General features: G+C 70.4%; 17 protein-coding genes. 2 read left to right on the top strand and 15 right to left on the bottom strand.

All coding sequences use genetic code 11. The features are described 5' to 3' along the window. Window positions 1-25: 25 nt before the first annotated feature. Together AC1DGD_RS05655 and AC1DGD_RS05650 are read right to left on the bottom strand one after the other, a co-directional pair. Window positions 26-982, bottom strand: coding sequence for a polysaccharide deacetylase family protein (locus AC1DGD_RS05655; RefSeq protein ID WP_476856168.1), 957 nt, complete (start codon window positions 980-982; stop codon window positions 26-28). A gap of 72 nt (window positions 983-1,054) precedes the next feature. After that, a complete protein-coding gene (locus AC1DGD_RS05650; protein WP_476856167.1) occupies window positions 1,055-2,146 on the bottom strand; it encodes an SDR family oxidoreductase in 1,092 nt (363 codons plus the stop codon). Between the two features lie 214 nt (window positions 2,147-2,360). On the opposite strand from AC1DGD_RS05650, the gene AC1DGD_RS05645 reads away from it, so the two are divergent. Next, window positions 2,361-4,310: a heavy metal translocating P-type ATPase gene (locus AC1DGD_RS05645; protein ID WP_476856166.1), complete on the top strand. Its 1,950-nt coding sequence runs from the start codon at window positions 2,361-2,363 to the stop codon at window positions 4,308-4,310. On the opposite strand, the gene ppsA is transcribed toward AC1DGD_RS05645, so the two are convergent. The 8 genes from ppsA to AC1DGD_RS05605 all read right to left on the bottom strand — a co-directional run bounded on the left by ppsA (window position 4,311) and on the right by AC1DGD_RS05605 (window position 14,717). Continuing rightward, window positions 4,311-6,713 carry a phosphoenolpyruvate synthase gene (gene ppsA, locus AC1DGD_RS05640; RefSeq protein WP_476856165.1) on the bottom strand — a complete coding sequence of 801 codons (2,403 nt, stop codon included), beginning with the start codon at window positions 6,711-6,713 and terminating at the stop codon, window positions 4,311-4,313. A 58-nt stretch (window positions 6,714-6,771) separates the two neighbouring features. After that, window positions 6,772-9,471, bottom strand: coding sequence for a cation-translocating P-type ATPase (locus tag AC1DGD_RS05635; RefSeq protein WP_476856164.1), 2,700 nt, complete (start codon window positions 9,469-9,471; stop codon window positions 6,772-6,774). Window positions 9,472-9,646: 175 nt separating this feature from the next. Further along, on the bottom strand, window positions 9,647-9,865 hold the full coding sequence (locus tag AC1DGD_RS05630; RefSeq protein ID WP_079552243.1) for a three-helix bundle dimerization domain-containing protein: 219 nt from the start codon (window positions 9,863-9,865) through the stop codon (window positions 9,647-9,649). Window positions 9,866-9,907: 42 nt separating this feature from the next. Continuing rightward, the gene (locus AC1DGD_RS05625) at window positions 9,908-10,693 is read right to left on the bottom strand and encodes a glycosyltransferase family 2 protein (protein ID WP_230010083.1); all 786 of its coding nucleotides are present in this window, start codon (window positions 10,691-10,693) and stop codon (window positions 9,908-9,910) included. Window positions 10,694-10,698: 5 nt separating this feature from the next. Continuing rightward, complete coding sequence (locus AC1DGD_RS05620; RefSeq protein WP_476856163.1) at window positions 10,699-12,264, bottom strand: PIG-L family deacetylase; 1,566 nt, start codon at window positions 12,262-12,264, stop codon at window positions 10,699-10,701. Then, window positions 12,258-13,364 carry an acyl-CoA dehydrogenase family protein gene (locus AC1DGD_RS05615; RefSeq protein WP_476856162.1) on the bottom strand — a complete coding sequence of 369 codons (1,107 nt, stop codon included), beginning with the start codon at window positions 13,362-13,364 and terminating at the stop codon, window positions 12,258-12,260. Before AC1DGD_RS05615 ends, AC1DGD_RS05620 begins: the two co-directional genes overlap by 7 nt. A gap of 217 nt (window positions 13,365-13,581) precedes the next feature. After that, window positions 13,582-14,259 carry an O-methyltransferase gene (locus AC1DGD_RS05610; RefSeq protein WP_476856161.1) on the bottom strand — a complete coding sequence of 226 codons (678 nt, stop codon included), beginning with the start codon at window positions 14,257-14,259 and terminating at the stop codon, window positions 13,582-13,584. Window positions 14,260-14,342: 83 nt separating this feature from the next. After that, complete coding sequence (locus AC1DGD_RS05605) at window positions 14,343-14,717, bottom strand: thiamine-binding protein (RefSeq protein WP_476856160.1); 375 nt, start codon at window positions 14,715-14,717, stop codon at window positions 14,343-14,345. A 177-nt stretch (window positions 14,718-14,894) separates the two neighbouring features. Here AC1DGD_RS05605 and AC1DGD_RS05600 point away from each other — a divergent pair, with 177 nt between their 5' ends. Then, window positions 14,895-15,527, top strand: a complete 633-nt coding sequence (locus AC1DGD_RS05600) for a TetR/AcrR family transcriptional regulator (RefSeq protein WP_028275272.1) — start codon at window positions 14,895-14,897, stop codon at window positions 15,525-15,527. Between the two features lie 51 nt (window positions 15,528-15,578). Here AC1DGD_RS05600 and AC1DGD_RS05595 read toward each other — a convergent pair whose 3' ends face one another. From AC1DGD_RS05595 to AC1DGD_RS05575, 5 genes are all read right to left on the bottom strand, one after another. Continuing rightward, entirely contained in the window at window positions 15,579-15,833 is a 255-nt protein-coding gene (locus AC1DGD_RS05595; RefSeq protein WP_476856159.1) for a hypothetical protein, read from the bottom strand. A 108-nt stretch (window positions 15,834-15,941) separates the two neighbouring features. Continuing rightward, window positions 15,942-16,253, bottom strand: coding sequence for an AzlD domain-containing protein (locus AC1DGD_RS05590; protein WP_476856158.1), 312 nt, complete (start codon window positions 16,251-16,253; stop codon window positions 15,942-15,944). Continuing rightward, a complete protein-coding gene (locus AC1DGD_RS05585; protein WP_476856157.1) occupies window positions 16,250-17,059 on the bottom strand; it encodes an AzlC family ABC transporter permease in 810 nt (269 codons plus the stop codon). The genes AC1DGD_RS05590 and AC1DGD_RS05585 overlap by 4 nt, the downstream gene beginning before the upstream one ends. After that, a complete protein-coding gene (locus AC1DGD_RS05580) occupies window positions 17,020-17,466 on the bottom strand; it encodes a DoxX family protein (RefSeq protein WP_476849854.1) in 447 nt (148 codons plus the stop codon). The genes AC1DGD_RS05585 and AC1DGD_RS05580 overlap by 40 nt, the downstream gene beginning before the upstream one ends. A gap of 97 nt (window positions 17,467-17,563) precedes the next feature. Then, complete coding sequence (locus AC1DGD_RS05575; protein WP_223914636.1) at window positions 17,564-18,463, bottom strand: glycerophosphodiester phosphodiesterase; 900 nt, start codon at window positions 18,461-18,463, stop codon at window positions 17,564-17,566. Window positions 18,464-18,486 lie beyond the last annotated feature (23 nt).

Below are 18,486 nucleotides of genomic sequence, written 5' to 3'. Positions count from 1 at the left end.
CGCGACAGTGGCGTTGGGCCCGCCCTTAGCCCAGGAGTGCGTCGAGGGTGGTGAAGCCATAGCCGGCCTGGCGGATGCGGCTGATCAGCTGGGGCAGGGCAGCGGCGTCCAGCGTGGTGCCGTCGTCGGGGTTGGAGCCGATGTGCATCAGGACAATTTCCCCCGGCTGCAGGCCCGCCAGGACGCGGTCCGCGACGAGCTGCGCCGTCGCTCCGCCGCTGGTGCCTTTCCAGCCCAGGGTGTCGACGCTCCAGCGCACCGGAAGGTAGCCGAGGTTGTTGACGGTGGCGATGGTCCTGGCGTCGCGGTCGCCGAGGGGAAACCGGAAGAGCGGCCGCGGGTCAGCCCCGGCCGCCCGGATGGCCTGTTCGGCCGATCGGACCTGGTCCTTGATGCCGGCGTCGGGCAGCCCGGTGAAGGCCGGATGGGTCATGGAATGGTTGCCCACCCGGTGCCCGCCGGCGACGATCGCCGCCACGCTTCCGGGGTTCGCGGCGGCCCAGCTGCCGGTAAGGAAGAACGTGGCCCGTACGTCCGCGGCTGCGAGACTCTGCAGGATGCTCGGCAGTCCGGCAGCGTTGGCGCCGGCGTCGAAGGTCAGGGCCACTACCGTCGCGGCGCCCGGGATGGTCTCGACGTCGTGGCCGGCGAGCGCGGCGGGGAACCGCGCCGCGGGGGGCACGGGAGCGGGAGCCGTCGGTGCCCGGCTCGGCGGGGGGACGGGAACCGGCTCGGCCGGAACTGGCACGCTGGTGTCCGGGGCCGGCGATGCCGAGGTCGGTTCAGGGGACGGGGAGGCAGGGGGCGCGGTCCCGGAGGCACTTGCGCTGACGGGTCCGGATACCGGGGCGGTGACGGGCGCAGATGGGGGCGGTGACGCCGTCGGCGCCCCCTGAAGCAGCACGACCGCGGCACCGGCGGCCAGAAGCAGCGCAACCACCACGGCCGCGATCACCAACAGCCGGCGGCGGCCCGCGGTCATGGACCCCATGTTTCACCTTGGCACCACGCACTACGGCAGGCTAGGGCTCAAAGGCCCCGCCCGTGCCGCAGCCTAGGAGGCCGCCGGAATCAGGCCGTCCGCACGGTACCGGTCGAACAGCTGCAGGAAGGCGTCTTCCGTGCGGCGGTACCCGGTGAAACCGGCAAGCCGGCTCTTGCTCATGTCCGTGACCACCTCGAGGTTCCGGCCCAAGTCGCCGTCCGTGTGCCACCAGGAGGCGACCTGCGCGAGGTCGGGTTCGGCCAGCCCATGGCGGGCGGCGATGGCCGACCACACGCCTTCCATGCCGCGCATTTGCTGCTCCAACGGCCGCGGTTCGTTGCTGTAACCTACCGGCTCGACCCCGAAGTAGTCGGCCAGCGCAGGCCACATGCGCCGCCAGCGGAAGACATCGCCGTTGACGATGTTGTAGGCCTGGTCGCCAACGTTGTCCGCTGTGGCCGCCCAGATCATGTGGTCCGCCAGCAGTCCGCTGTCGGTCATGTCCGTGAGGCTGTTCCACTGCGTCTCGGAGCCCGGGAAGATGAACGGTTGGCCCAGTTCCTTACAGATGGATGCCTGAACGGCGAGGGTGAGCCCCATGTTCATGGCGTTCCCGACCGCATGTCCGATCACCGTATGCGCCCGGTGCACGGACCAGCCAAAGCCCTGCTTCGCGGCCGCAGCCCACAACTCGTCTTCCTGGGCGTAGTAGAAGTTCGGCGTCGGCAGCCTCGGCTCGCTCTCCCGAAAGGGGGTGTCCGGCATTTCCCCGGCCGCATACGCTTCAAACGGGCCCAGATAGTGCTTCAGCCCGGTCATGAGGGCGACGTGCTTCACAGGCTTGCCGTTGAGGCTGGCGAGGACGTTCCGCAGCATGCCCGCGTTTGTGTCGATGTTCTCTTGTTCGGTCTTCCGCCTGGACCAGGCGGTGTAGAACACATGGGTGGGCGAAACACCTGCCAGGGCCTCGCGCAGGTTCTCCACGGATGTCAGGTCCGCGCTCACATGGCGCACGTCACGGCGGCGAAGGGGATTGCGGGAGAGCCCCACCACGTCCCAGCCCTCCTCGGCGAGCCTGTCCACCAGGGCGGATCCGGCAATTCCGCTTGCCCCCACCACCAGGGCGGTCCGGGTGTCGACGGTCTCTGAACTGCTTCGCACGTCATTCCTCCTGGCATCGCTTGTGCTGCGCCGCGCCCATTGCATGTATCGGGTCCCTGCGCGCCGGCCCGCTTGATCGGGACGGATGCTCTTCCAGCCTCTCATGCCGGGGTCCGGGGACGGTCCGGGAGGCCGTCCCCGGCAAGCCGGGCGCGGCCGCGCAGTAGGATTCAGGGAGACGCCAAAACTGATACGAAGCTAAGGCGGAACATCCGTGAAATTCGTACTCCGGTATCCGCTCGTGGCCGGGACCCTCGTCGTCCTGCTGGCGGTGCTGGTCTTGCTGTTCTCCGGGCAGGAAGGCATAGCCCGGGCTGCTGCGAGCGTCTATGCCCTGGCTGTGGCGGCCTACCTCGCCGTCGGGATGGCGCGCCGGCTCGCAGGCGGCCAGTTCGGCATCGACATCCTGGCCGTCACCGCAATCGTCAGCACCGTGCTGGTGGGCGAATACATCGCCTCGATGATCGTCGTACTCATGCTTGCGGGCGGCACTGCCCTTGAGGACTACGCCGCCGGCAGGGCCAAGGGCGAACTCACCGCATTGCTCGAACGCGTCCCGCAGACGGCCCACCGGGAGCGCAACGGCTCTGCCGCCGTCGGAGACCACACAGCCGGCTCTCCCGCCGCCGGAACCCACACAGCCGGAACCCCAACGGAGAGCCAACACGAGGACGTGGCGGCCGCCGACGTCGAGATCGGGGACGTCCTGCTGGTCAGGCCCGGCGAGGTGGTCCCGCTGGACGGCGTCCTGCTCTCCGAGTCCGGCTCTTTCGATGAGTCCTCGCTCACCGGGGAGAGCCTGCCGGTGGAGCGGTCCGCCGGGGACGGGCTCATGAGCGGGTCGCTGAACGGTGAGGCCGCGGTCCGGATGCGGGTCACGGCGCGCATGGAGGATTCGCAGTACAGCCGGATCGTCGCCCTCGTGCAGGAGGCGGCGGACAGCAAGGCGCCCATGGTCCGGCTCGCTGACCGCTATGCCGTGCCGTTCACGGCCCTCGCGTACGTGCTCGGCGCCGTGGGCTGGATCATCAGCGGCAGCCCGGAACGCTTCGCGGAGGTCCTCGTGGTGGCCACGCCGTGCCCCCTGCTGATCGCAGCGCCGGTGGCGTTCCTCGGCGGCATGAGCCGCGCCGCGCACTCCGGTGTCATCGTCAAGCACGCCGGGGTGCTGGAACAGCTGAGCCGGATCAAGACGGCCGCCTTCGACAAGACAGGAACCCTCACGTACGGCCGCCCGTCCCTGCTGCGTATCCGGACCGCCGGGCCCCTCGCAGAGGACGAGGTCCTGCAGTTGGCGGCGTCCGCGGAACAGTATTCCTCGCATGTCCTGGCCGCCTCGGTGATGGAGGCCGCCCGGAACCGGGCCCTGCCCTTCGCGGCCGCCACCGAAGCCACCGAATTCGCCACCCACGGGGTCCGCGCCAGGTTCGACGGCCAGGACGTGGTGGTGGGCAAGCCCGCGTTCGTCGCAGAGTGGGCGTCCGGCGTGGTGGAGGCGGGGCTGGCCAGCGGCGAGCTCGCCATCTACGTCGGTGCCGGCGGAAAATTCGTGGGCGCCCTGGTGATGAGCGATCCCATTCGCAAAGAGACCCGCCGCACCCTCGCCGACCTCAAGGCCCTGGGCGTACGCCGAACAGTCATGCTGACCGGTGACGCGCTCGCCACGGCCCGGCACATCGCGGACGAGGCAGGGCTCACCGACGTCCGCGCCGAGTGCCTGCCGCGGGACAAGGTCGAGGCCATCAGGTCGCTGCCGGACCGTCCGGTCATGATGGTCGGCGACGGCGTCAACGATGCCCCCGTCCTGGCGGTCGCCGACGTCGGAATCGCCATGGGCGCCCGCGGCTCGACGGCGGCCGGCGAGTCGGCCGACGTCGTGATCATCCTCGATGATCTCTCCAAGGTGGGGACCGCTGTCCGGATCGGGCAACGCACCGTGCAGGTGGCCTTGCAGAGCATCTGGATCGGCATCGGCCTGAGCGTGGCCCTCATGCTGGCCGCGGCCGCGGGCTACGTGCCGGCCATCGCCGGCGCCCTGTCCCAGGAACTGGTGGACCTCGCCACGATCCTCAATGCCCTGCGTTCACTCGGCCCCGGCCGCCACGGCGCCGCCAGCCCGGTGCGGTCCCGGGAAAGCGCGCGGCAGGCCCCGCTACCGGGATGACTATTTCCTGGCTGACTCTGTCTCCGCTGCCGCGATCCGCGGCACGGTCTTGAGGTAGCTGTCCGGGTTCAGGGAGATCGAGTCGATCCCTTCGCGCACCAGGAACGCGGCGAACTCCGGGTGGTTGCTCGGTCCCTGCCCGCAAATGCCGATCTTGATCCCGGCAGCGTGGGCCTTGCGGATGGCCTCGCTGATCATCGCCATCACGGCCTCGTCCCGCTCATCGAAGAGCGCCGCGAGCTGGCCGGAGTCACGGTCCACACCCAGGACCAGCTGGGTGAGGTCGTTGGAGCCGATCGAGAACCCGTCGAAGCGGGTGGCGAACTTCTCGGCCAGGACCACGTTGGACGGGATTTCGCACATCATGTACACCTGCAGCCCGTTGCTGCCGCGGACCAAACCGTGCTCGGCCATCACGGCCAGGACCTTGTCTGCCTCCTGCGGCGTGCGGCAAAACGGCACCATGACAATCACGTTGGTGAACCCGAGCTTCTCGCGGACCCGTTTGAGCGCGGCGCATTCGAGCGCGAACCCCTCACGGTAACGGGGGTCGTAGTAGCGCGAGGCGCCGCGGAACCCGAGCATGGGATTCTCTTCCGGTTCCTCGAAGGCGGCCCCGCCGAGCAGGTGGGCGTATTCGTTGGTCTTGAAGTCGCTGAGCCGGACAATCACGGGGCGCGGATAATACGGCGCGGCGATCTTGGCGATCCCCAGCGACAGGGCGTCCACGAAGTACTCGGCCGGGTCCGCATACCCCTGCGCCAGCTCCCGGATCTGGCGCGCCTCGGCGGGATCCGTGACCCGTTCCGGGTGGACAAGCGCCATGGGATGGACGCGGATCAGGCTGCTGATGATGAATTCCATCCGGGCAAGCCCGACGCCGTCCGCCGGCAGCCGCCACCACTGGAAGGCCGCGGCCGGGCTGGCGATGTTGACCATGACGGCCGTGCGCGTCGCAGGCAGCGCACCGAGGTCCACATCTTCGGTTTCGAACGCCAGGGTGCCGTCGTAGACCCGGCCCAGATCACCTTCGGCGCAGGAGATCGTCACGGACCGGCCCTCGGCCAGGACGGCCGTGGCGTTGCCGGTTCCGACGACGGCGGGGACACCCAGCTCGCGGCTGACGATCGCCGCGTGGCTCGTGGGGCCGCCGTGGTCCGTGACGATCCCGGCTGCCCGTTTCATGATGGGCACCCAGTCCGGGTCGGTCATTTCGGTCACGAGGATGGCGCCGTCGCGGAACGCCGCGATGTCCGCCGCGGTCCGGATGACGCAGGCCGTGCCGTGCGCAATCGAGTCGCCGATGGCCGATCCGGTGGCGAGCACGGGCCCCTGTTCCAGCAGGTGGTGGATGGTGAACTGCGGCCCGGTCCGGCGTGACTGGACCGTCTCGGGCCGGGCCTGGACCATGAAGAGTTCCCCGGTCTCGCCGTCCCGGGCCCATTCCATGTCCATGGGCCGGCCGTAGTGGTTTTCGACCGTGACGGCCCAGCGGGCGAGGGCGAGGATCTCGGCGTCGCCCAGCACGAAGGCCCGGCGCTCGGCCTCCGAGGTGTCCACCATCCGGGTGCGGGCGCTCCCGCCGCGGCTGTAGACCATCTTCCGGGCCTTGGAGCCGAGGGATTTCTCGATGATCGGGGTGATGCCCTCCGCGGCCGCGGACTCTGTCAGGAGCGGCTTGAAGACCAGGTACTTGTCCGGATTGATGGTGCCCTGGACAACTGTTTCGCCGAGGCCCCAGGCCGCGCTGATGACGGCGGCGCGGGGAAAGCCCGAGTCGGTATCGATGGAGAACATCACCCCGGATGCCCCGACGTCGGAGCGCACCATCCGCTGGACGCCGATCGAGAGGGCGACGTCCATGTGGTCGAAGCCCTTGACCTCGCGGTAGCTGATGGCCCGGTCCGTGAAGAGTGAGGCGTAACAGCGGCGGCAGGCGTCCAGCAGTTCCCGCTCACCCGCAATGTTCAGGAAGGTCTCCTGCTGCCCGGCGAAGCTCGCGTCCGGGAGATCCTCCGCCGTCGCGCTGCTGCGCACCGCCACGGCGAGCCGGTCCATGCCGGCCCGGTCCCCCAGCGTCCGGTAGTGGGCGCGGATGGCTTCGGCGATGTCGCCGGGGAACTCGCTGGCCAGGAACAGGTCCCGGATGGCCTCGCCGGTGGCGCGCAGCGTGGCGTCCCCGGCCCGGTAGGCGGCAATACGCGATCGCATGGCGGCGTCGATCCCGTTAGCCACGACGAACGAGCGGTACGCGGCGGCTGTGGTGGCGAACCCGTCAGGAACCCGTATCCCCTCGCTCTGGAGGGTCCGGATGAGCTCGCCGAGCGAGGCGTTCTTCCCGCCGACCCGCGGGACGTCGGCCATGCCGATCTCGTCAAACCACATCACGGGCGATTCAGCCATGTCAGTACTCCTGCGGATTGTCGGTGGACCCATACTGCGCGGGACCGGTGTCCCGGGGTCAGGGGCTTTGGACCCGCGCGCCGCCGCCGGCTACTGTGCCGCCTGGGGGAAAGCCTCCTGTTCCCGCGCCGGGCCGGGCGCCGCCGGCGGAACCAGCCCGGCGGCGGCGGACGATCTTGTACAGCCAGTCGGCGAGCAGGACGGCAGGGACGGCGGCCAGCGCCACCGCCAGGCCTCCCGGCGTCGGCGGCGCGTGGCCCAGCAGCGCCGCCAACGGCCCGAGGAACAGGAACACGCACAGCAGCCCCAGCTCGGCCAGCACGGCCCACAGCAGCAGCCTGTTGGTAAACCAGCCCAGCCGCCAGGGCGGGACGGTGGCGCTGCGGCAGGCGAAGGCGTTCGCCAGCTGGGCCAGGACAACCGTGGTGAAGGCCGCGCCGGACGCCGCCAGGAGCACGTCGCTAGCCGGCAGCTCGGCGCCGGGCCGCCACCCCGCACCGAGCAGAACCACCGTAAACGCCGTCATCTCCATCAGCGCCTCGACCGGTCCCAGCAGCCCAAACACCCGAAACATGAGGGCGCGGTCCATCAGGTGCCGGCGCTCGGGCGGCCGCTTCAGCGTCCCCTTGCTTGGCGCCTCGCTGCCCAGGGCCAGGGCGGGCAGCAGGTCCGTGCCGATGTCCAGGGCGAGGATCTGCAGCACGCCCAGCGCCAGTGGGAAGTGGCCGCCGGACAAGGCCCAGATAATGAAGGGCGTGAGCTCGGCGACGTTGTCCGTCAGGTGGTACGTCAGGAAGCGCCGGATATTCGCGTAGGTGGCACGGCCCTGCTCCACCGCGGCCATGATCGTGGCGAAGTCGTCGTCCAGCAGCACGAGGTCGGCGGCCTCACGGGCGACGTCGGTGCCGCTGCGTCCCATCGCGACCCCGATGTCGGCCTGCTGCAGCGCCGGGCCGTCGTTGACGCCGTCGCCGGTCATGGCCAGGACATGCCCGCGGCCCTGCAGGAGCCGGGCCACGCGGAGCTTCTGTTCCGGCGTCACCCGGCTGACCACCACTCCGTCGCAGTCCAGCAGTGCGGCCAGGACGGCGTCATCGCCGGGCAGGTCCCCTCCCTGCAGCACGGTTTCCGTGGGGCCGAGCAGCCCCGTCTCCCGGGCGATGGCGGCGGCGGTGAAGGCGTGGTCGCCTGTCACCATCGCCACTTTGATTCCTGCGTCGCGGGCCGCTTGGAGTGCCACTTTCACCTCGGTCCGGGGCGGATCGTGCAGGCCCATCAGGCCCAGCAGCGTCAGCCCGGCCTCGACATCCTCCAGCTTGAACGCGGCGCCGGGCGGCCCGGGCAGGCTGCGCTGGGCGACGGCGAGTACCCGCAGGCCACGGGCGGCCATCTCGTCAACCATGTCCATTGCGCGGTTCGAGCCGGGATCCGAAGCCCCGCCGCCGGTGGCCAGACACAGCGGAATCACGGACTCCGGGGCCCCCTTCACGAAGAGGGCGGTGCCGACGATTGCCGACTCCCGCAGCCGGCGGGAGTCGAACGCGAACCGGTGCGACGGCGTCGGCCATTCCGGCTGCTCACCCGGAAGGGCGAGGCGGACGGCGAGCGCGTCGATGGCCGCCTCCATCGGGTCCCCCTCGGCTATCCAGCGGTCTTCGTGGAGGACGGCGCGCCCCACCGAGGCGGCGCGGGCAGCGACACTGAGCCGCCGGGCTTCTTGAAGGCCGCCGCCCGTCATCTCGGCTTCGGGGCCGTAGCCCTGGCCATTGATGGTCAGCAGCCCGGCCGGGGTCCAGACCTCGACGACGTTCATCCGGTTCTGCGTCAGGGTTCCGGTCTTGTCGGTGCAGATGAAGGTCGTGGAGCCGAGGGTCTCCACGGCTTGGAGGTTGCGCACGAGGGCGTTGCGCCTGGACATGCGCTGCGCGCCGACGGCCAGGGAGAGCGTGACGGTCGGCAGCAGGCCCTCGGGGACCAGCGCGACGGCCACCCCGATGGCGAACAGGAAGGCGTCGCGCCAGGAAATGCCGATCACGAGCGAGAGGACGAAAAACAGGGCGCCGATGCCCAGGGCCATGGTGGCGGTGATGCGGACGATTCTTTGCAGTTCCAGCGACAGCGGGCTGGTGGGGGCTTCGACTTTACCTGTCAGGGATGCGATCTCCGCGAGCCGGGTCTGGCCGCCCGTCACCGAGACCACGCCTTCGGCGTGCCCGTTAACCAGGAAGGTACCGCCGAAGGCGGTGTCGCCGGGGGTTTTGGCGACTGCCTCGCTTTCGCCCGTGAGCATGGACTCGTCCACCTCGCAGCCGGTGGCCAGGGCCAGCCGGAGGTCCGCCGGAACGCGGTCGCCGGCCACCAGCACCACGACGTCGTCCGGCACCAGTTCGGTGGAGTGGACCTTGATGACGCGGCCGTCCCGGCGCACTGACACCATGGCCGGGAGCAGCTCGCGGAGCTTGGCGGCGGCATGCTGGGCCCGCTCCTGCTGGATGTAGGCGAACACCCCGTTGACCAGGATCACCGCCACGATGGCGATGCCCAGTTCCGGCATGCCGGCAATAATCGCGAAGAGGGCCGCCACCCAGAGCATAATCGCGAAGAAATGGGTCAGCTCAGCCAAGAGCCTTCGCCAGCCGGGGACCGGACGGGGCTCGGGCAGTTTGTTGGCACCGAATTGCTTCAACCGCCGGGCAGCTTCGTCGGCGCTTAGTCCGGCGACGGCTAACAGCGAGTCCTGCCCCGGCCCGGGATTCACCCCCGCGCTCCGCCCGTCACGGGCACTGCAGACCGCCGGCCGCCGCCGTCGAAATCGCCGGACAGCTGCGGGATCGCCGGAATTTTCCGGCGGTGTGGCGCGGATCCGGCGAACTCGGGGGTGCCGGGTGGCGCGGATCCGGCGAACTCGGGGGTAGGGGGCGGCGTCACGTGCGTTAGTCTTCGGCGGCGCTGATCCCGAACTCGCTCTTGAGCCGCACGCGGGCGCCGCGCTCAACCAGTGTGGGTATGTAGGTCCGGATCCGGCCTGCGTTCAGGGCATCGAATTCCTCGCCGACGATCCCGGCGATGTGCCTCCGCGGTACGTGCGGAAACCTGGCAGCCAGACGCTCGACAACCTGATCAATGCTGGGTTCTTTCGCATCGTCCGTCACTTCTTCAGTGTGGAGCGGCCTGGTCCCGGCGTCAATGAATCCTCAGCTGGCAGGCGGCAGCAGGTGGCCCAGGCTCCGCAGGTAGGTGCCAAAGCCGTGGGGCGCCCGGGCATGGGTCCGGCCGGAGGTCATGACCCTGATGCTGTCCGTCGCGGTGACCGTAAAGGCGCGGCTGCGGAGGCTGTGCACCAGGGTCCGGTCTTCTTCGGACGTGACCCGGGCGAACCCTCCGGCGGCAAGATAGGCGGAAGCCCGGACCCCGAAATTCGCGCCATAGATATGGGGGTGGTCCTCGCGGAAGGGGTGGCGTTCGTGCCAGCGCCGGAGCAGCTCAGGGTCCATCCCGGCGGGGTCGGGTTCCACGGAACCCAGCACGGCGTCGGCCCCGGCCTCGGCGAACTCCAGTTGGCGCACCAGCCAGTTCTCCGGCACCCGGGAATCGGCGTCGGTGTTGGCCAGCCAGGTCCGGCCGGCCCAGGGCGGCGGCGTCCAGCGCTGGCCGGGCGGCCGCCGCCGGGTCACGCCGATGCCGGAGGCCCGGACGCCAGCGGCCCGGCTGGCGCCGGCGCTGTGGTAGCTGACCTCCAATGCGCTGAAACGCGGGTCCGAGGCTGCGAAGCCGGCCATGACGGCGGCGGAACCGTCCGTGCAGCTGTCCAGCACCACCGTCACCCGGGTCTCGACGTCGGACCGGACCCTGCGCAGGGCGTCCGCGGACCGCTGAACGGCCTCCAACGCCAGTTCCAGGTGGTCTTCTTCGTTGTTTGCGGGCATGACGACGGCGACCCGGTCGATGCGGTGCCCGCGCGGCAACGGCAACGCCGTCATCGGGGTCACCGCATCCGTTCCGGGCCGCCCAGGCCCGGCACGGCACCCGGTACAGCGTCCGGGGCAAGGAACACCTCGAGCACAAAGTCGCGCTCCTGGTAGGTCCCGCCGCCGGCCCAGCCCAGGTGCCGCCGGGCCGCGGCGTGGACCGCGTCGCCGTCGAGTTCCCAGCCGGAAATGGGGTGCCGCCAGTGGCACAGCGCGAGGGTCCCGCCAGGCATGAGCGAGCCTTGAATCCGGTCGAACAGTCCGGCGAGCTCTGCCGGTGAGAGGTAGTAGCCCACCTCTGAAACCACGATCAGGTCGAACGATCCGTCCGGCCACTCGTTCGGGACGGTCAGGTGTCGCGTCGTCGCCGCGGGCAGGTGCGCGAGCCGCCTGGCGGCACGGGCCAGCGCGGTGCCGCTGGCATCGACGGCGAGGAAGCTTCCGCACCGCGGCGCGAGTTCCACGCTCAGGGTCCCGATGGAGCAGCCGATCTCCAACCCGGACGTGTAGCTGCTGCCGGGCAGCGCGGCGAGCGTGAGGGTGCGTTTGCGCTGCTCGTACCAGCTCGAGGTGTACTGCCAGGGGTCCTCCTCCCGGGCGTGGACGGCATCGAACACGCGCTCCGCGTCGCCCGCGGCGAAGGGCCGCCGGGACCCGCCATCCGCCCCGCCATCGCCCGGGCCGTCGCCCGGTCCATCGCCCGGGCCATCCGCCGGGACGACCGCGGGGTGCCAGGCAAACGTCTCCCAGGTCCGCTCAAAGTGTGTCAGGAAGGCCGGAGACAGGAGCACCTCGTCGCCCGGCAGCCCGGAGAGCGGGCGCACCTGGGACACATGTGCCGCCATCGCGGCGGCCTTGGCCTCAAGCTCTGCCGGGCGCAGCGGCAGCCGGAACCAGCCGCGCCATGCCCCGCCGTCCGGGTCGCCGGGTCCGGTCAGGCCGGCCGCCCCGGCCGGGCCGCCGCCGGCGTCCGGCGCGCCTGGTGCCGCCCATAACCAGTACCAGATGGGGTATTCGAGGAGGGCGTGGCCCGCCGCGGCGCTGAGCCCGGCGGCAACGGATCCGAGGACGTCGTGGTCGGTGTGTCCATCGGAGCGGTAGGGCGCCACGAGAACCACCTCGTCGGCGGCGCGACCGCACACGGCCGCTGCCTCCCGGACCGCGTCCCGGACGGCGGCCCGGATCTCTTCCCGGTGCCCGGCGAGGTGACCGTCGGGCAGGCCCAGGCACTGCCACGCCACGTTCCCGGCCCCGTTCCCGGCTCCGGAAAGGCGTTTCAGGGCGTCGCCGAACTCCTGCAGCCGGACCGCGGCGAGCTGTTCCGGCGTCGTCGTTGGCGAGCCGGGGTGGGATCCTTCCCCCGCCGTGCACAGCAGCACGCGGACCGTGGCGCCGACGGCGTGCAGCCGGGCCAGCAGCCCGCCAGCCCCGAGCGATTCGTCGTCCGGGTGCGCGGCCAGGACAATGAAGGCCCGGCCGGCGAGCGCCGCGTCATCCAGCGGCAGGTCCGGCAGCCTGGCGGCGGGGCTGCCGGCCCAGGCGGCCTCGGACGTCCCGGCGTCGTTGTGTGTGAAAGTCACCATGGGTTGCTTTCGGCCAGTGCCAGGGCGCCCAGCTGCGCGTCGTCGCGCATCGCGTGGTGTTGGCGGATGTACAGGGCGAGATCGGCCATCCGTTTTCCGTAGCGCTCGTCAAAGGCGAGGGGGGCCGGACCGAGATTTTGGCTCACGAGCGTCTGGACGCGTTCGACGGCGGCGGCCACGCTGCCGCGCACACGCAGGGCTTCCTGCCACGCACCGCGGTCCGAGAGTTCGCCTGCGTCGATCCTTGCGGCCGTGCCGGCCAGGTAGGCGGTGAGGGCGGCAAGCGTTCGGTCAATCTCGCCGAGGTGGGCCAGCGCAATCTGGTCCGGTTCCCGTCCGCCGTCGGCGGCGTGCCGCAGGGAGTCGGCGAAGCTGCGCGCCACGGCGACGGCGCCGCCGAGCCAGCAGGCGGCCACGCCCATGCCGCCCCACGCGAAACCAGGGCGCTGGTAATACCAGCCGGCGCCGCCGAGGGGCACGGCGGGAACGGCCTCGAAGTGGACTGTGCCGCTGGGAATCTCGCGCAGTCCCAGGCTGGTCCACTCCGGATTCGCGAAGCCCACGCCGTTCGCGTGGAGGTCGACGGCGAAGGCGGCCCGGCCTCCGGCCTCCAGATGGGCCGTCAGCACGGCATGGTCCAGTTGGGCGGCGAGCGAGCACCAGGGCTTGGATCCCTGCAGGATCCAGCCGTCTGCGGATTCCTTGGCTTCAAGCCGCAGGCCGGGCGCCTCGGCGGCGAACACACCCCAGGCCCCCTCGAAGTTGGCATCGTCGGGGTCCGGGCAGTCCCGGCCGTGCCGTGCCGCCTCGTCGCCGGCCTGGGCCAGGATCGCCACGGCGTCCAGGTGGGGTTCCAGCACCCGTCCGGCGGCGACATCGACGGCGGTTACGGAGGCCAGAATCTCCCACAGGAACGCGGTCCGGCCGTCCCCGGGTTTGGGCGCCGCCGCCGCGGCCGCCTTGGCCAGCTCCAGCAGCCCCGGGACATCGCGGACGGCGTCCTGCGCCTCGGACAGCAGGGGGCTGATCGTCTCCAGGTCTGCGGCCGCGGAGCTGATCCGGACGGGTAGGGGGTGGTCGGAGATGGGGATCCCGTTCATTTCGGCTGCCTGTGTTCCTTCGGGCTGGGCGGATTCGGGCTGGGCGGATTCGGGCTGGGCCCGGCCACGTGGCTGAAGTCCTGCGCGTCCGCGGCCGCGCCGCCATCACTGGCGCCGTCGACAAGTAATCTAAGCATACTTAGCACTTGGGGGTGGCCGGGGCTTCACGGGGTCGGCTGCCACCGGCGCGTTCGCCCCGGCGGACAGTCTCTTGCGCCTAGCGGACGATCGCGAGGGCGAAGCCGTCCCAGCCTTTCGAACCCACAGTCTGGATCACGGTGCCGTCCAGCCGCGGGTCATCGCCCATCATCTGGAGCGTGCTGATGATTCCGGGGGCGTTGACCGGGTCCATCGACGCGTCCAGCACCGCACCCTCCCACACGACGTTGTCCACCACGATGGTGGTGCCGGGCCGGCCAAGCCGGATGGCCCAGTCCAGGTAGTGCGGGTTGTTTTCCTTGTCGGCATCGATGAACACGAAATCGAAGGGCGGCCCGGCCTCGCTTTCCAGCTCGGGCAGGGTGTCCAGCGCCGCGCCGACCCGGATCTCCACCTTGTGGCCCAGGCCGGCGTCGTCAACGTTGGTCCGCGCGACGCGGGCGTGCAGGGGGAGGTATTCACAGGTGACCAGCCGGCCGTCGTCGGGCAGTCCCTGGGCCATCCAGATGGTGCTGAAGCCGGCCAGCGTGCCGATCTCCAGGACGCGGCGCGCACCGGAGAGCTGGACCAGCAGTTTCAGGAGTTTGCCGGCGTTGGGGGCCACTTCGATGGCCGGCATGCCTGCCTCAAGTGCGCTGGTCACGGCGCGCTTGAGTGAACGGTCCGGGCGGACCACCGCGTCGGAGAGGAAGTTCTCGACGGCGACCCAGCCGGGGGCGGACTGATGCTCGATCATGCCCCCAGTGTTCCAGCCGCCCGCGCCTGGCGGTACCCCTCCGGGCGCGCCGTTCCCGCCCGCGTTTCGGCGTGCGGTCCGGCTCAGTACACCTGGTTTCCCGGCCGGGTTGGGATTTGCGGGCCGCTCCCGACGGCGCCCTGCCCGTCGATGGCGTTTTCCAGCCGTTCCACCTTGCCGGTCAGCTCGCCGCTGTAGCCCGGCCGGATGTCCGCCTTGAGGACCAGCGAGACGCGCGAACCGTAGGCGCCCACGGCGTCCGTGGCCCGCTTGACGACGTCCATGACCTGGTCCCACTCGCCCTCGATCTCGGTGAACATGGAACTCGTCCGGTTGGGCAGGCCCGACTCCCGGACGATCCGCACCGCGGCCGCGACGGCGTCGTGGACCGACGCGTCGCCGGGCGCTTGCCCGTTGGCGGGGTCGCCGGAGGGTGCTACGGAGAATGCGACCAGCATGTGGTGGTTCCCTTCACTCAGTCAGGACACCGGGGGCGAAAACTTCCGGGCTGTCCGGCACCAGTCTTTCACGCGGTTCAAGCCCGGCAGCGGCCGGGCGCACCTCCGCCACCGTCACATAAGTCACTACCCGCCGGTAACAGGTTCGCGCACCCTTCGCGTTGCTACCCTAGGCAAATGAACCGGGCAGTAGACCGCAGGCCGCTCCGCGCAGATGCCGCGCGCAACGTGGACAAAATCATCGCCGCGGCCCGCCAGTGCTTCCGCGAGCACGGCCCCGAGGTGCCGCTGCAGACCATTGCCGTCACCGCCGGCGTGGGTCCCGCCACCCTTTTCCGGAATTTCGCCGACAAGGAAGAGCTGGTGCTCGCTGCCCTGAACCAGCAGCTCCGGCTGCAGGTGGATCCGGCCATCGATGAGGCCCTGGCCGATCCTGACGCCGCCGCAGGGCTCTTTCGGGTCATCGATGCCACGATGCATGTCGCCAGCGAAGAGGCCAACCTGCTGGGAGCTGTCGCGGGCCGGCGCGGGCTGCTGACCGGGATTACGGGTGGCCTGATTGAATCCATCGCCGTGCTGCTGGGCCGGGGCCAGGGGCAGGGCACCCTGCGCAGCGATATTTCCATGACGGACATGATCCGCCTGCTGGCCATGCTGATCGGCGTCGTGGACACCATGGAGCCGGGCTCCGACGCGTGGCGCCGGCCCGTGGCGCTGGTTGAGGACGCCATCCGGACGGAGCGGCCGGACCGGGCGTTGCCGCCGCAGGCCCCGCTGACGGGCACCGCGTTCGACGCCGTTCTCGGCTAGCACCCATAAGCGCCGGATCCTGCAGGTGCCCCGACAGTCCGGTGCCCGGCGCTAGTCTTCGGCCGGCTTTTCCTTGGCTTCGAGAAGGTGTTGCTGAAGCTTCTCTTCGGCTTCCCGACGGCGGCGGGACATTTCGCGCATTTCCCGGGTGGACTCAGCCCCGCCGGAAACATACGGCTCGTGCTGCTTGGTGCGCTGATCCTTGCGCGGCTCCGCGGCCTGCTGCTCCACGGCCTGCTGCTCCGCGGCCTGCTCGTCGGCAGCCTCCCGGCCGGCAGCCGGCAGCTCGCCGTCGTGTTCAGTCATGTTCGAATGCTCCCATGCGATCCCGGCACCAAGTAGGGACTAAAGACCGTTCCGGCGGCACCCACAGCCCATCCGCGCTCCAGCGCGGTCAGGCGTTCCACTGGCGGGTCAGTCCCAGCCGAGCAGCCGGAGCCCGGCGGCCGTGGCCGCGCCGGCGATCACCACCACCAGGAACGGCGCGCGCAACCACAAGGCGATGCCCGCCGCCGCCAATGCGCCCAGCCGGGCGTCCAGGACGAGCGACTGGCCGGAGGCGACAGCATTGACCACCGTCAGGGACGCCAGCAGCCCGATTGTCATGGTCCCGGCAATCCTGGACATCCGCGGGTTGCGGAGCAGGCTGGCCGGCACCAGGTAACCGAGCAGCTTCCAGACGTAGGCGAGCAGGCAGGAGAGCAGCAGCCACATCCAAAGATTCATGCGTCGTCTCCGGGGCGGTCACCGCGGGATTCGCGGGCCGGGTCGTGGTGGTGGTGCACGTGGTCCTCCGCGTACGGATCGACGTCCGGTTCCAGGCCCTCGTCGCTGCGGCCGTGGCTGAACCAGCCGATCCCTGCCGCGACCACGGCGGCGACGAGGATCGGCACTCCCGGGGGCACGAACGGCACGGCCAGCACGGTGGCCAGCGCGCAGACCACCGCGATGGCCACAGGTTCCCTGCCTTTCAGCCGCGGCCAGAGCAGGCCCAGGAAGGCCGCCACGGCGGCGCCGTCCAGTCCCCACTGTTTGGGATCCCCGAGCGCCCCGCCGGCCAGTGCGCCGAGGGCGGTGAACAGGTTCCAGAGGACAAAGACGCCGATTCCGGCGGTCCAGAAGCCGCGTTTCTGCTCGTCGGGGTCCGTCTGCCCTGTGCTGGTGGCGGTGGACTCGTCGATGGTCAGCTGGGCCGCGGCAAACTTCCGCCACCCGCGCGGCTGCAGGAGGGCATTGATCTGCATGCCGTAGATGCCGTTGCGCATGCCCAGCAGCGTCGCGGCGCCCATCGCTGCGACGCCGGACCCGCCTCCGGCCACCACGCCGATGAAGGCGAACTGCGAGCCGCCGCTGAACAGCAGCAGGCTCAGCGCCATGGTCTGCCAGAAATCCAGGCCCGAGGTTACGGACAGCGCGCCGAAGGAGACGCCGTAGAGACCGGTGGCGATGCTGATCGACAAACCGATCCGCACCGCCGGTGACTGCAGGATTTTCACGGGCGCCGGTTCCGCCGCGTCAAAGTCCAGGCCCATGCGATGAGGGGCGCCTGGAGCGGGAGCCGCAGGGTGTGCATGCGTCGCCGGCGCGGCGAGCCCTCCGGCCCGTAGGCTTTGCGCAGGGCATCCACGTGGCCGGCGAGGAAGGCGGCGAACATCGCCGTGACGCATCCCGCGGCGGCCCTCCGGGTGGCCGGGACCAGGAGCCCGACGGCGGCGGCGGCTTCCAGCAGCCCGCTCACTGCCACCCATTCCTCACGGGACAGGACGGCCAGGGGCCCGTTCGGCTGCTCGCCTGAGTCGTCCCGGCACAGGAAGTCAGGTACCACCGGGTGGAAAAATTCAGGCTCGCGGAAGTGCTTGGCGGCACTTGTGAGCAGCAGCGCGCTCATCGCTGCTGCGGACAGCGTCTGGAGGTCCGGGACGGGCCGGCGAAATGGCATGCAACAACTCAACCACAGCGGCCACGCCGGCCGTAATCCGCCCGGGACGCGGGGGATGTGAAGATGTCAGCCCGGGATCCGTGGAGCGGCCAGGCAGCTACCGTGGGGGCCGGCTGTCCGCCATGAGCTGGGAGAGGACCTGGGCGGGCCAGTTGGTGGTGATCTCCTGGATCCCGAGTTTCCGGCACCGTTCGACGTCGTCCTCGGTGTCGACCGTCCATACCCGGCACCGCAGCCCCGAGGCGAGCCAGCGCTGAACGGCCGGGGCGTGCGTGCGGACGTACCCGATGCCGGGGCCGGCAATGCCCGCCTCAGCCGCCGCCAGGATCCGTTCCCCCTCAGCCTGGGCGGCCTTCATCACGTTGGCCAGCGCCCCGCCGGTCAGGGCACCGAGGCCCAGTTCCTCCCGGATGTCCGCCACATTGACGTCATCCACGAGCTGGCAGACAGCCGCGGCCGGTACGGACTCCAGGAGGTGTTTTACGGAGTCGGGGCTAAAGCTCATGAAGGAAACCGTGATGTTCTCCAGCATCGACGTCCGCGGATCCCAGCCCTGGGCCCTCAGGACCTCGAGGGCCCGGTCCTCGAGTCTGAGCTGGTACGGGCTCGGGTGTTTGAACTCGATCGCCAGCCCGATCCCGCGGCCGGCCGCACGCAGGATGTCGAGCAGGTCCGGCAGGGTCAGGAACTGCCCGGACTTGGCGCCGTAGGCCTCCGGGATCCGGGCTCCCTTCCAGGAGGAGAAGTCCAGTTCCTGGAGTTCTTGCAGGGTCCGGTCGGCCACCTGGCCGGTGCCGTCCGAGGTGCGGTCCAGGGTGGCATCGTGCAGGAGCACCACGTGCTGGTCCCGGGTCAGGTGGACATCGCATTCGACGCCGTCGGCGCCGTCGGCGATTGCCTGCAGGTACGCGGCCCGGGTGTGCTCGGCGAATGTTCCGCTGGCGCCGCGGTGGGCATAGACCAAAGGCCGGGCGGCGGCAGGCTCATCAGTGGTCATGGTGCCACGTTAGCGGACCGTCC

It is taken from the genome of Arthrobacter sp. 05T45 (genome assembly GCF_056395875.1).
This window is presented reverse-complemented; position numbering and strand designations above follow the sequence as displayed.